The 14122-nt window shown below is 49.1% G+C and carries 12 protein-coding genes; all 12 read right to left on the bottom strand.

Translation table 11 applies throughout. The annotated features are described in order from the left end of the window. Positions 1 to 65 precede the first annotated feature (65 nt). The gene (locus FHT67_RS26435) at positions 66 to 884 is read right to left on the bottom strand and encodes a PPK2 family polyphosphate kinase (protein ID WP_167201841.1); all 819 of its coding nucleotides are present in this window, start codon (positions 882 to 884) and stop codon (positions 66 to 68) included. A 239-nt stretch (positions 885 to 1123) separates the two neighbouring features. Continuing rightward, positions 1124 to 4333, bottom strand: a complete 3210-nt coding sequence (locus FHT67_RS30570; protein ID WP_167201840.1) for a LamG-like jellyroll fold domain-containing protein — start codon at positions 4331 to 4333, stop codon at positions 1124 to 1126. A gap of 282 nt (positions 4334 to 4615) precedes the next feature. Then, positions 4616 to 6526, bottom strand: coding sequence for an RICIN domain-containing protein (locus FHT67_RS26425; RefSeq protein ID WP_208403557.1), 1911 nt, complete (start codon positions 6524 to 6526; stop codon positions 4616 to 4618). 334 nt (positions 6527 to 6860) lie between these two features. Then, complete coding sequence (locus FHT67_RS26420) at positions 6861 to 7859, bottom strand: ABC transporter permease (protein ID WP_481856732.1); 999 nt, start codon at positions 7857 to 7859, stop codon at positions 6861 to 6863. Continuing rightward, a complete protein-coding gene (locus FHT67_RS26415) occupies positions 7840 to 8838 on the bottom strand; it encodes an ABC transporter ATP-binding protein (protein ID WP_167201838.1) in 999 nt (332 codons plus the stop codon). The genes FHT67_RS26420 and FHT67_RS26415 overlap by 20 nt, the downstream gene beginning before the upstream one ends. Before the next feature lie 12 nt (positions 8839 to 8850). Beyond that, positions 8851 to 9672: a GDSL-type esterase/lipase family protein gene (locus tag FHT67_RS26410; RefSeq protein WP_132309721.1), complete on the bottom strand. Its 822-nt coding sequence runs from the start codon at positions 9670 to 9672 to the stop codon at positions 8851 to 8853. Positions 9673 to 9879: 207 nt separating this feature from the next. Beyond that, positions 9880 to 10878 carry a type I glyceraldehyde-3-phosphate dehydrogenase gene (locus tag FHT67_RS26405; RefSeq protein WP_132309719.1) on the bottom strand — a complete coding sequence of 333 codons (999 nt, stop codon included), beginning with the start codon at positions 10876 to 10878 and terminating at the stop codon, positions 9880 to 9882. A gap of 155 nt (positions 10879 to 11033) precedes the next feature. After that, the gene (locus FHT67_RS26400; protein WP_167201837.1) at positions 11034 to 12200 is read right to left on the bottom strand and encodes an iron-containing alcohol dehydrogenase; all 1167 of its coding nucleotides are present in this window, start codon (positions 12198 to 12200) and stop codon (positions 11034 to 11036) included. Positions 12201 to 12425: 225 nt separating this feature from the next. Next, positions 12426 to 12725 (bottom strand): ArsR/SmtB family transcription factor, encoded by a 300-nt coding sequence (locus tag FHT67_RS26395; protein WP_167201880.1) that lies wholly within the window; start codon positions 12723 to 12725, stop codon positions 12426 to 12428. 66 nt (positions 12726 to 12791) lie between these two features. Continuing rightward, a complete protein-coding gene (locus FHT67_RS26390; protein WP_132309715.1) occupies positions 12792 to 13022 on the bottom strand; it encodes a hypothetical protein in 231 nt (76 codons plus the stop codon). A gap of 109 nt (positions 13023 to 13131) precedes the next feature. Continuing rightward, on the bottom strand, positions 13132 to 13644 hold the full coding sequence (locus FHT67_RS26385; RefSeq protein WP_167201836.1) for a hypothetical protein: 513 nt from the start codon (positions 13642 to 13644) through the stop codon (positions 13132 to 13134). A gap of 38 nt (positions 13645 to 13682) precedes the next feature. After that, entirely contained in the window at positions 13683 to 14060 is a 378-nt protein-coding gene (locus FHT67_RS26380) for an LSm family protein (protein ID WP_167201835.1), read from the bottom strand. Between the last annotated feature and the right edge of the window lie 62 nt (positions 14061 to 14122).

Below are 14122 nucleotides of genomic sequence, written 5' to 3'. Positions count from 1 at the left end.
CGATCACAACAAACGAGAGGTTTAGGATAATCAAGGCATCGAGAGCATTTATCGCCTCTATCCGATCAAGCGTTGGATTCTAGCTGCTCCATAAGCCTTTTTGTGTCAATGTCAGGTTCTGGATAAGAAAGCTCCAATTTCTCTAACGAACTTAAAATAATCCGGAGCACCAAGTAATCGCGGAACCAGCGTTCGTTGGCAGGGACGATATGCCAGGGTGCATGATTGGTTGCCGTATGCCGGAAGACATCTTCGTATGCGTCAATGTATGAATCCCAGTAGTGCCGCTCATTGAGATCGCTGGCATCGAATTTCCATAGCTTCTCCGGGTTGCTTAGCCGCTCGCGGATTTTCTCAAGCTGAAATTCAGGTGAAATGTGCAAGAAGATTTTGATCAGCATGACGCCATTGTTCGTTAGTAGCTTCTCGAAATGCCGGATATGCTTCATCCGCGCTGCCGCTTCCTCGTCTTGTATCAAGCCATGCACCCGGGTAACGAGCACATCCTCATAATAAGAACGGTTGAATGCGGTAATATAGCCTTTGGCAGGGACAACCTTATGCGTCCTCCATAAGAAGTCATGGGCTGACTCTTCAGGCGTCGGTTTCTTGAAGCTTTCCGCACGGAAGCCCTGGGGATTCAGGTTGGACAGGACTTTCTTGATAACGCCGTCCTTCCCGCTGCAATCCATCCCTTGGAACAAAACGAGTACACCGTTCGTCTTCGAGGCAAACAACTTGTCCTGCAGATTGCGAAGCTTCCGTTCCATGTGTTCAAACTCATCTTGAATGTCTTCCTTACTTGCGATGCCGCCCGTATCGTTCGGATCGATGCGGCTTAGACCTCGCTTGTCCGCTTTAGTCAGCCGATAGTTTTTCAACATGGGAAACGCCTCCTCAGACACTTCTTTATCTCTCGACAATTATTCGAGTGAATACGATCAAAATCCTTTCCTTTGACCAATTTTCCGCTTCAATTAAATGAAACAGCCCATGACAAATAGCTAGAGGCTATCCCATCGTCAAATTAATGACTAATGAGACAGCCCCTTTCATTTGAAGGTTACTGCTTTACCTGCCGCGAAGCGCGGTGCAGTTTTTGTTTTAAGCCCCATTCTCTTTCTTAATGATAAAGATTCTGAATTTGAGCGTCTGAAAATGCCTTCTTAGCCAAATAAACCTCGTCAATTAAACCATTCCAATTCGAATTGTTTGACGATGGCGATTTATGCGCGCCCAATCGGAAATTACCCGCCGCCGATTCGGCAGTTACCGTTGCGGTTGTATCAAGCACGCCATTAATATACAGCTTGATCGTGCTGCCGCTTTTAACCAAAGCGACATGCGTCCAGGTACCTATTGGGATCGTTCCGGTAGAAGTTGTATTCACGCCGCCCAGGAATGATTTTAACGTGCCGGTATTGACATCGCGATACAGAATGCTGCGCCCGCCGCTGCCTTCTTGAGCAAATATCGTTTGATTTGAACCTGCTGCCGAAGCCTGATCGAGCTTAACCCATGCCGCCACGGTAAAATCCGTAGACGCCGGATCGAAGAAATTCGGAACGCTTAAATAGTAATCGCCGTAAGACCCGGACAGACGAAGGGCGCTGCCCTCCTTGCCATTGATATCAAAGGATGCGCTTCCGCCGGATGTTAAGAGGGATGCCGTGTTATTGTTGCCTGAATTATCGGAAGCCACCGCGGATCCGACGTTTTCATTCATACTGTAATAAATGGTGCCGTCATACATATTGGAAATCTGAGCCGAGGTTAGAGCCTTTTGTGACAGTTGTATGTCGTCGATGGATCCGTTCCAGTTCGCGCTGGTTGCAGACGGAGCTTTATGCGCTCCCACACGGAACTTGCCGGTGGAGGACTCCGTCGTTACACTAGCCGTTTTATCGAGAGCTCCGTTAATATACAACTGGATCGTCCCGCCGTTTTTGACTAAGGCCACATGCGTCCATGTTCCAACGGGGATGGTACCGTTTGAGGTCGTGGTAACGCCTCCCAGATACGAGTTCAGTTTCCCCGTATTAACATCGCGATACAGTATACTGCGGCCGGACGCTCCTTCCTGGGCGAGGATCGTTTGGTTCGATCCCGGCCCGGATGGCTGATCAAGCTTAACCCAAGCCGCTATTGTAAAATTGGTCGCTCCCGGATCGAAGAAATTCGGAATGCTTATATAGTAATCCCCGAATGCATTAGTTCCGGATGGAGCCAAATGAAGCGCGCCGTTAACTTTACCGTTTGACTCCCAGGTTACGTTGCCGCCATTGGAAGAGATGACAGCCGTATTGTTGTTTCCGGAAGAATCCGAAGCTGTGGAGCCCGATGTTTCGTCCAATTTGTAATGGGCCGTTCCTATATAAGCCGGTTTACTCACCGTGCCGCTTAATTTGATAGCCGTCATCGTGTGCGCCGGGAATGTGTAAGTAAAGGTATTGCCCGGTACCGAAATCGTCGATTCTTCATTAACAACGGTTGGCGCCTCGCCCGGCAGGTTATATTGGTCCAGTGCAATACCTTCGCCAAGCTTCCATACCGTAGCCGTCGATCCCGGCTCATAATTGGCAATATTTATAGTGGATGTATAATCGGTTGCCGGGGCTTCATTCAGAACATGAAGATACAAGTTGCCGTCGGCATCCTTCGTCGCTACGCTGTTCAAGGAATTTTGAGTGTAAGTTGCATTATTGCCTCCCGAGAATGCGTAGGTTGGCATATTGACGATGGCCGGAGCGTTTAATGCCGTTGTTCCTGTCATATTGGTCAACAGTTTAAACATCTCGGCCGACACGTTAGGGGTAAAATTGTACGGGCTGCCCGGCGTGTTGTTATTATTGAATATCGCCATATTGCCGATGCCCAGATTATCCTCCTGGAACCAAGTATCGATAAGGCTATGTTTTTCGGCAATGGGAATGCCCATTTGCATATATTTCATCAGCGTTTTTCCGATATAAAGCGCATCGCCGAGCCCTAGCAAATAGTGCGGGTATCCGTTCAGCTTGGCGGTCAGCCCATATTCGGACGGGAAAACGATACCGCCGGACAGCGGTTCAATTTTCAACCTTTGCTGCAAACTCGAGACCCAGCCAACGGTCACGTTAACCTGTCCCATCGTCCCCGCGTAGTAGTCTGTCAAATTGGCATTGCTCGTTACGCCAAACCCCCAGTACGGATGGGTTGTCATTCCGTCGTAAGGCACATTCGCATTGCGGAAAGCGGCAATGGCCTCATTGTCGGCTATATTACTGATTACTTTAATGGTAGGATCAACGTTTTTCATAGCCGTATAATAGTCTTTATAACCGTACTTAAAGGCGCTATAAGTAATGGTGACGGTTGCGCCGGCGGGCGGAATTTGGCCATTCATGCCATCCCCGAACGTGATTCGTCCGGTATTATAATCGATTTGATAGACCTGATCGGACGGACCATATCCCGCGAAGGAAGTCACTCTTGTCCAGGGAGCGCCGGCAACATAGAGTGTATCCGTTCCAGCCGTCGGTGGACCATACGGAGCATAAACTTCTTGTCCAGCAACGCCAGTGCTTTTATAAGCGCCTTGTTTCATAAAGCTCCAATCGGCTTTAAGCACGACCGTCTGCTTCGTGAAATTAACGACGCTGCCGTTAACGTAAGCATCCCGGTAATCCGTCCCGGATGGAATACCGTTTAACCAATACATTTGCGGACCTGGTCCCGTCTCATTGCCGATCTCAAAATAAGTGATATTATAAGGAGCAGGATGTCCATTGCTTATTCGTAATTGGACATAAGGATTGTTCGTGTCCGTACCGTTCAGATATTGAACCAGGTTAGCCGCATCCGTCGGATCCCCATTCCCCATGCCATACATATAAGTAAGCTCGGTTCCCGTATTCTCCGTGAATTTTAATGCCTCATCCAGATTAAAATTAACGGACATCACACTTTGATCCATACCGTGAACCTGCGGAAGTCCGCTATCTGGATTCGTCCCGTTGCCATTGCCCACGGCGCGCTGCCACTTAAATAAATTGGCGACCGTACCGCCGGGATAACGCATGGCTTTTATTCCGGCATCGTTGTAGCTGTCATAAAAATCGGGATAAACCTCTTTATTTACCGGATCGTACATCCCTCTTCCATCGAAATAGTAGCGTGAATTCGCGCCAAATAACAAAGGCGATACGCTTGTTGCGGATGAGTTGGCATCGAGTAAAATGACAGGATTCGTGTCTGTGTTGGCATGAACAGAGGCGGTCGGAATCAGCGTGCTGGCCAAAGCTAGAATGCTTAAAAAACTTATTGCCCGATTTTTCAAACCTTTACTTGTCACTTCTCTTCCTCCTTAGAAAATATAGTATTATTAACCACGATTCGAATTAATGCAAATAAATAAATATCACCTCGCTGTCCTAGATGTGAAGGTTACCTATATATTTTAAAATGAAAGCGCTTACTGAAATTAGCAAATAATTCTGGTTTTTTGGTCAAAAAATCGGTAGTTTTAAAACTAGTTGCAACTATTCCTTTCCTGTAAGACGGCAAGCCGATCAACAACAAAAAAAGAGATGGAGCGATATCACTCCATCCCTTCGATTCCTTATCGTTTACGGACTTACGGGTTCAGGACAGCGAAGCTCCAGTTCTGGTTCATAGAGCCGGAATCTGACCATTGCAGATTTATCCCGCCATCTGCCGTGCTGCCAGCGCTAATTCCAAGCATTTTACCGCTATTTACATTTTTCAGCTTGTAATAGCCGCCGCCTGCATCAACCAATTGCCACAATTGGCTGATTGAACCGCTCGAGGTATTAATAATGTTTACCGCACCGTCCGCTGTCGATGCACCGTTGATGTCCATGTATTTGCCGCTGTTTACGTTTTTGAATTTATAGAAGCCGTTTGTATACTCAAACTGCCAGGATTGGCTTGGTGCGCCTGAATAAGTGCGCTGCTCTATACTCGTGCCGTCTGCCGTTGCATCACCAACCGTACCAAGGGTTTTACCACTGTTTCGGTTTGTTATGGAATACGTTTTGGTCAAATCGATCGGAGCAACCGTATCGAAGCGCCAGGTTTGGTTCGCGGAACCCGATTGCGTCCATTGAATAACCGGAGCACCGTCGGTCGTCGCGCCTGCGCTAATGCAAAGATATTTTCCGCTGCTGCGGTTAATAACAGAATAATTACCACTGCCAGCATCAATAAGCTGCCATTGCTGGCTAGTGCTGCTGCTTGCTGGCAGCTGTACGCCTTGTGCACCGTCCGCCGTAGATGCCCCAGAAATATCGATGTACTTACCGCTGTTGACATTTAAAATTTTATAATAGCCGGATCCGGCATCAACAAATTTCCATGATTGGCTTACCGCTCCTGTATAAGAGCGCTGCTCGAGCGTCGCACCGTCTGTTGTCTCATTGCTCGTAACGCCAAGTGCCTTACCCGAATTTCCATTCACAAGTGCATAAGTTAAGCTCGTGTCAACTTGGCCGGCGGGTGCAGCCGAGCTCCATGTTCCGGCAGCTGGATCGATGTACCATTGAGAGTAGCCGTTAATGACAGGGTTTCCATTGCTGTCGAAGGTCAATGGATACCATTGGTTACGACCAACACCCGTGCTTCCGCCGCTGAAATTATTCCAACGGTCTCCGATGTACATGTATACTGTACCTTGTGTGCCTTGAATGGGAAGAACTTGATCGATTTGCGTGTCGAAAGAGTTGGTTGAAGATGGACTTGTCGCACAAACATAAGGAGTCGTCCATGTTCCGGACATGCTTGTCGACGAGTAACACCAGGTTTGGCTTGATTTCCAACCGTTGGTTGTAGAAGCCATCATGATGTATTTCGATCCCGTTTTAAACAAGGTTGTCGCTTCTTTGTAAGGGCCTGTGGAAGCAAACGTCTTTGTAACGGAATCAATGCTCATGAAGTCTGAGCTCAGCTTGCTAATTTGAAGACCTGCATTCGTAATGTTGTTATAGTCGATTGTGTAAGTAATGTAAGTGCTGCCGTCGGAATCAGTAAAGATGGATCCAAGGTCGCCCATTTTCCATCCGCCTGGTTGTGAAATATATTTCTCGTAAGTAAATGGTCCTGCTGCTGAATCGCTGGTGAAGATCGTAATTTTATTGCGATTTCCGTCTCCGCTGCCCCATTCAGCGAACATGACGTATTTGTTTATCACGCTATTGTACATAACAAACGGTCTTCCCACCCATTGCGTGCTTGCAAAGCGAACTGTTGTCGTATCACCGATCGCATCTAGCTTTGCGTTAATGGAAGAGAAATCGACTATGCCCTGATGCGATGTCCAATTAACAAGGTCAGTCGACGTATATACGTTGATTTTTTTCACACCGGAAGTCGAAAAATCCATGCCATACCAGTAGAACGTATTTCCTTCTTTCACGACCCAGCCGCCTTGCGCCCAAATCGGATTGCCATCGGTATCGTACTTCGTTGTATTATTTACGATTTGCGATGACGCGGCATTCGCCTGCTGTGCAAAGATAAATGCCGACATGAGAATTAGAACGGACAACAATAACGATAAGATTCTTTTAGGTACATTAAACAAAGACAAACCTTGGGCATTCGTCACGGAGGGGTCACCTCTCCTTGCTGATGTAATTTACTATATGAAGCGCTTTCATATGCATAAAGTATACATCTGCCGTCGGGATCTGCCTATCATAGCGAATCAACGAAATCTAAACCTTATCAATAAAATATACTCGCTTCATAGGAAAACCTGAGGATTCAGGTTGGACAGCACCTCCTTGATGACACCGTCCTTCCCGCATAATCCATTATTTGAAGCAAAATCCGTTCACTCGACGCAGCTCATCCCGTGGGTTCTAATTCAAGATGTCCTGTTTCGTAAAGACGGAGAACGAAACGGCAAGGGAAGCAATCCCCCAACAGGCCAAAATGACAAGAGAGAAGCCAAGCGTCATGCCCGTAATCGGCGGCGGCGAGCCCGCCAGATAATCCGTCAGCTGCAGATTTACGGAGAAAATGAATTTGGCGCTGTGCCAGGAAGAAGACATGCTCGATAAGATCGTTCCGGAGATGACGGCCGCCATCATCGTCACGATGCTCGCGGCCGTGCTGCGCACGAGCACGGATACCATCAGCGCGAGCAAAGCCACGGTCATGGACGACACCCAGATCAGCCCGGCTTCCATCAGCAAGTAAAGCCATTGCGGAATCGCGTGCACAAAGCTGCTTTCGACCGAAGATCCCTTGATTACAAAGCCTGTAAATACGGGGATTTCCCAACCGTAATAACCAAATACCGCACCGGATATTAAATAACAGAGAACGGCGCTGACCACTATGATTAATGCTACGTAGAGGCTAAGCGCCACGAGTTTGCTGAACAGGATCTTCCATCGGCGTACGGGCCTCGTGAGCAGCATTTTGATCGTGCCCGACGTGCGCTCGCCCGATACGATGTCTGACGCAAGGGCAAGCACGAGCAGCGGGAAGAACAGCGTGACCGCGTTCGACAGGAAGCTTCGGGTGAACGTGACGCCGTCCGGCGAGTTCGGATTGACATCGTGATCCAGGTAGTATTGCAGCTGCTGCACGGCGATCCGCCGCGAATGCTTCCATTCCTCCGGGATCCTGTCGCTGGAGAGCATGTTTTGGTATTCGTTGATTTGCTGGATGAGCTGATTGCGCCAATCCTTGAAATTCTTCTTATTCGTCTCTGTGATCCGAAACTGCGCGTATGTAAAGATCGGAATGAGGATCAGCAGCACGAGCACGATGACGAAAAACCGCTTTTTCTTCCAGATCTTAAGCGTCTCGTTTTGTATGAGCGGGAACAGTCTATCCAATGCTTTCACCATCCGTCATCCGTAAAAATAACTGCTCCAGCGTAGGCGCGATGCTGTGCACCGCCACGATGCCGATGCCGGCGAGCACCGCCTTCTCGACCAAGGACGCGATCCGCTCCGGGTTCATCGCCGTGATGAGTGCCTCCCTCATTCCCGCCAGCAAGCTTTCGTCGATCCGATGCTCGTCAAGCACGAGTTCGACGTCGCCCTCGCCCGCGAGCAGGCGCCGCCCCGCCTCCGGCTGCTCGAATTGCCAGACGACGTAATTGTCCGCGCCGTGAAGCAGTTCGTCCACCGTGCCGACGGCCAGCACCATGCCATGGCTAATGATCGCGACGCGGTCGCACATCAGCTGGATCTCGCTCAGCAGGTGGCTCGAAATAAACAGGCTCATCCCCTGATTCGCCAGCATGCGCACGAATTCCCGCAGCTCCTTGATGCCTTTCGGATCAAGCCCGTTTGTCGGTTCGTCGAGAATGAGCAGCTTCGGCCGGCCGAGCAGCGCCTGCGCGATGCCAAGCCTCTGCCGCATGCCAAGCGAATACGTTTTTACTTTATCGTGGATGCGGGCATCGAGACCGACTATAGCAACGACCTCGCGAATTCGCGCGTTATCGATGCCGCGCTGCATGCGCGCGAAATGCTCGAGATTTTCCCAGCCCGTCAGGTAGGAATAGGCTTCGGGATTTTCGACGATGCAGCCGACGTGGCGCAGCGCCTCTTCGGGATGGCGGCCGATGTCTTCGCCGCAAATCAGAATCTCGCCGGAAGACGGCTTGATCAGATCGACGAGCATGCGGATCATCGTTGTTTTGCCGGCGCCGTTCGGCCCGAGAAAACCGAAAATTTCGCCGGCGCGGACTTCGAACGTGACGTCCTTGATGATTGGTTTCCCGCTGATTTGTTTCTTAACGTTGCGGACGGTCAGTACGGCTTCTTCATGTGCCGACTGCCTCGCCTCCTCCTGTCTCTTCCGACTCGCGTGTTGCATGCGTATTCCCTCCTATTCCAATGACTGAACGATTCGGGCGGCGATTTGCGCGTACCCGTCATGATTGGGATGAAAATGATCCGACGACAAGTACCGGCCGATTGCGTTCTCGAAAAGATCAAACGTCGGTACCATAGACATGTTGGGGTACCGGTGAAGAAGCGCGTACGTCCGTTCGTTCCATTGCTGGATGTGGAGCGATCCGTCCCGAAATTCCGGAATATCGTAGAACGGATTATACAAGCCGACGTACACGACACGCGCATCGGGATTGATCGCGTGCAGCCGCTTCACAATCTGAGCCAGCCGGTTCAAGCTCTGCGGCAGGTCAGCCTTGAGCTTGTCCAGGTTCATTTCGCCCGCAGCCTTACCCGGGCTTGATGCGGTCTGGAAAAGATCGTTTCCGCCGATGGTGAAGACGATCACGTTCGCCTGCTTGAGAGCGAAGCTGTAGCTCTTATCGGTTTTTAACAGCTGCTCCAGCTGCTTGGTTTTCAATCCGTTGATAGCCAAATTGTTATTGAGCCGTACGGACACGCCCGGGTGATTCTGTTTCAACAGCGCGACGACCTGCTTGACGTAACCTTCGCCTGAAGCGTCGCCGGTTCCTTTCGTCAGCGAGTCTCCGATAGCCGTGATCGCAATATCCTTGCTTTCGCTCAGCTTGCCACCCGCCGGCAGCGCCGGCATGTCCGCGTTTCCCGCGAATGTCTGGCCTTTCGGATAAAGCAAATCCTTGACGGCCAAGCCAAACCCGGCGACAAGCAGCAGAGTCGACAAAACGGCGGAAATGCCAATGATCATCCATAAGTTTCTGGAGGATATCGTTCTCATCTGGGAGGTCTCTCCTCGATCGTTTGAAATCAATGCCTTTCGCAAGTGCTTTTTCTTTTATAAAGTAATGCTTTCCAAGTTCATTTGCAAATTACACCCATTTTTAGATAAAAGAAACAGCTTTGTTCTTTGGAACAATCGATTCGACACAAATCGTTAAGAGCCGCACAGATGAGCGGCTCTTAACGTCTATGGCGCTTGGCTCCATTATTTGCTCGACAAGAATTCGGCAACCTCCGCCAAACGCGTAGCGAAACCCCATTCATTGTCGTACCATGTTGCGACGGAGAGCAGTTCTCCTTCCACATGCGTGAGCGGAAGATCGATGATGGACGTATGCGGGTCGCCTACGATGCGCGACGATGCCCATTCTCCTTCGAGTACGTCCATGACGCCTTTTAAATCGCCTTCTCGCGAAGCACGTCGGAACATATCGTTTACTTCCTGCACCGAGCACGGCTTCTCCGTAATCAAGTTTAGCTCGGCGATGCTTCCCGTGCGAGTCGGTATGCGATAAGCCTTGCCCGTGATCTGAAGGTCTGGCCAAATAAACTTGAGAGCCTTTGCCGCTCCAGACGAAGACGGGATGATGTTCTCGGCCGCAGCCCAGGAGTCACGCCGGTCTCGCATCGGCTGATCCGTCAACGATTGCGTGTTGGTATAGGAATGAACGGTCGAGAACAGACCGAATTTGATCCCGTAGTTTTCTTTGACCAGCTTAATGACGGCTGCCAAGGCGTTAGTCGTGCAGCTGGCCATGCTAATAATCCGGTGCTTGCCGGGATCGAAGCTGTCGAGGTTGATGCCCTTGAGCAGCACCGCGTCGCAATCGTCGAGGGACTTGCTTGGTCCGCTGATCAGAACGCGCTTCGCCCCCCTGTCCAAATGCACTTGCGCAACGGAACGGACGACGGCTCGGCCCGTGCAGTCGACGACAAGATCCACGCCAAGCGACTTCCAGTCCGGTACTTCGTTTGAGGAATTGATATAAAGTATTTCCCGTCCGCCTATGACCATCGCGCCTTCTTTAGCCGATACGTCCTCGTGCCAACGCTTATAGTTCGAGTCCACTTCAAAAAGAGCGGCAAGCGTGCCTTCGTCCTTGATGTCGGATATCGAGACCGGAACGAAGAGTTTGTCCTGAAGCGCCACGCGCAACAGTTGCCTGCCGATGCGGCCGAATCCGAAAATCGCAATTTTACCCATTTTTCACAGCCTCCAGTTGCATTGTCAATTGTTTACGCTCATAGTGTACGCAATTTGACCGCTATCATAAATTTTCAGCAGCATTATTTCCAGCCTGTCCGCAATCCGAGTCAAATAAAATAGGGCTGTCTCAAAGCGAGACAGCCCATCGTTTATTATAAAGAATTTCTCAAAATTTTTCTGACGTCATCTTTCGTAAGAGGAACATAGCTGCCTATTTGGTCGGCGAGCATAGCTCTTTCCGTCATCAGCTCGATTTCCTTGTCATCGATGCCATAGTCCGAAAGTTTTGTTGGAGCTCCAATGGAAGCCCACAATTCCCGGAGAGAATGGATCGCTTCCGCTGCCAATTGAACATCCGTTTTTCCCGCCCGGTCCAACTGGAATACGCGAACGCCTAACTGTGCGACTTTCTCCGGACGTACGGCCGCTACATGCTCCATCCAATGCGGGGCAATGATTGCGATTCCTCCGCCATGCGGGATGTCATGGACAGCCGATACGGCATGCTCGATAAGATGAGTCGCCCAATCCGGGTTAACGCCCATTCCGGTTAGTCCGTTTAAGGCCAATGTTCCGTTTAATAACATGACTTCGCGATATTCGTAATTGTGCAAATCATTCACGAGCTTAGGAGCGGTCTCCACAACGCTGAGCAGAATCGCTTCACCAATTCGTTCCTGAAGAGGCGCATTGTTCGAAGCATGGAAATACTGTTCGAATACATGGGCCATAATATCAACGCTACCGTAAATCGTTTGGTCCCGGGGTACGGAGAAAGTAAGCTCCGGATCCAGGATACTGAATTTGGGAAGCACGTATGGGGAGTTGAAAAATGCTTTCGTATTCGTGTCCCAATTCGTAATAACGGAATTGCCATTCATCTCCGATCCCGTTCCCGCTATCGTTACAACGGTTCCGATCGGAACGGAATTAGAAGGTGCTTTCGCTTGACCGATCACAATGTCCCATACGTCGCCCTCGTACGGCACGCCTGCCGCAATCGCTTTGGCAGAATCCATGACGCTGCCGCCGCCTACTGCAAGAATAAAGTCAAGCTGGTTATCTCTGATAAGGTTAATTCCTTTTTTGACAGTCGTAAGCCGCGGGTTCGGTTCAACGCCTTCCAGTTCAATGACAAAGGCCTCGATTTCTCTCAGTTCCCGCATCACCTGATCGTACAGCCCGTTTCTTTTTATGCTGCCGCCTCCGTACACAAGCAAAATGCGTTTGCCGTAAGCAGGAATTTCCTTTTTCAAGCTGCTTACTTGCCCTTTTCCAAACAAAATTTTAGTCGGATTATGAAATTCAAAGTTTTCCATGTTGTTCTACCTCTTTCGATTGGGATTATTAAGCGTGACAAACTCCGTGATAAGCAACCCAAGCACTCCTAATGTTAAGTGACTCACCACTTGAGTTTTATATATTTACATATTGAAAATCATTAATATAAAAGGGTAAATCAAAATTGCATAATTTGCAAATTGTTAATATGTTTGCTTTAATAAAAACTGAATTCGAGGCAAGAATTCAGTTTTGTATTTTTATCATTTCTTAAGGAATTGGCCAATGTCGTTGATTGCCTCTTCATTCCTTCTGTAGTAAGTCCATTTTCCTATCCGTGTAGCATGGACCAATCCCGCTCTCTGAAGCATGGAGAGATATTGCGAAGCAGTAGACTGGTTCATATTTAGTTTTTCGCTGATTTGACTTACGCATACCCCAACCGTATCAAGGTCAGCTCCTTCCTGGGGAGAAAAATGGGTTGTTGGGTCCTTCAGCCATTCTAAAATTTGAATACGCGCTTCATTGGAGAGTGCTTTAAAAATATCAATTGGGTTGCTCATGCGATCATTATATATTGCAAATTCACAATATGTCAAATTGAATGCTTCAGCCATCGCTTGAGCAGTTTATTTAGGCTTTGACTTTGATCGGACATCCTCTTTATACAATAACACGGTTAGAATGATCGCCAGCAAACAAGCAGCTCCCGCTATTCCTGCAGTTACGATGATTTCTTTCGTGCTCCCGTAGAAACCATATAGCAATAACCCGTACAAGATACACAGTATCAGGGTAATGACACAAAGCACTACGATGACTGCGTAAACGGCAGAAGACTTTTTTTGCGGATTGGACATTGAATTGCCTCCTGCAAATTCCATATATCATAACTGATCTCCGTATTATAGCAAAAATAAAGTTAGCCCACCGGGGATCCCCGGCGGGCTGATTCAACGCGATTTAGCATTAGATTTTGAACATCCCCATTAATGGCATAATCGTCTTCACCATATTAAGACCGACTTGGAATTTCGGCAGCATTTGTTGAATGGAACCGAAAAAACCGCTATTCTGTTCCCCGCCTGCCGGCCCCGGCCCTGACTGGCCATCCGTATTCTTCTGGTTGGCAGGACTCCCCGCCAAAGAAAAGACTGAATGGCCGGATGACATGGGCTTGAATAGACCGGTTGCCATCGAACCAAAGGAATTTAGCGCGCCGATCCCCCCAATCAAGGTATCCAGCAGACCCGAAACTTGGGCTTCCGGTTTTTTGGAACGATCGGAACGATTTACTCTCCCGCAGTTCCTGGACTCGGAAAGGATTAGCCGATGGTCCTGAATGGCTTGAACCGTTCCGACATAACAGCTGCCGTCATTTAACAATACGCAAACGGGTTGACCGACTAAGCGTTTAGCCTTTTTGACCGCTAGAACTCTTGCCTCTGGCTTTCTTTTAATAGGCGCTTTCCTGGATGCCAATAGCGATTCCTCTTTTCGCAATTTGTGTGGCAAATCAATCAAATAAAGAAGAAAGGCAAAATGAAAAGGGAAGCTATGAATGCAAACGGAAAAAAGAAACAATCGCCGCCGAAGCCGCCGCAACCTCCACCGTAACCTCCACCGTAACCGTCGTATCCATAGCCGTATCCGTCATAATAGCCGGACAGTCTTGCTTTATGCTTGGAGCGAGTTTGTTTCTTCGAATGCTTTCCGTTCCGAACGGACGACAGGGATAGCGGCTTCCTGTCAAACGTACAGTCCTCCACGATTAACTTGCCGTTTTTTACACCTTTTATCGTTCCGATAAAATGCCGTCCGTCATGCGTAACCGCACTTACCCTCCGTCCGATGTACGGATGGATCGTCTTATAGCTAACCGGATAAACCTCCTGCATAATCCCATTCCTCCCAACCTGATGCGTGTATACCTTAGACTATGAAAAAATCTACTAATAGG

Source organism: Paenibacillus sp. BK720 (assembly GCF_011761545.1).
Classification (GTDB): Bacteria; Bacillota; Bacilli; order Paenibacillales; family Paenibacillaceae; genus Pristimantibacillus.
This window is presented reverse-complemented; position numbering and strand designations above follow the sequence as displayed.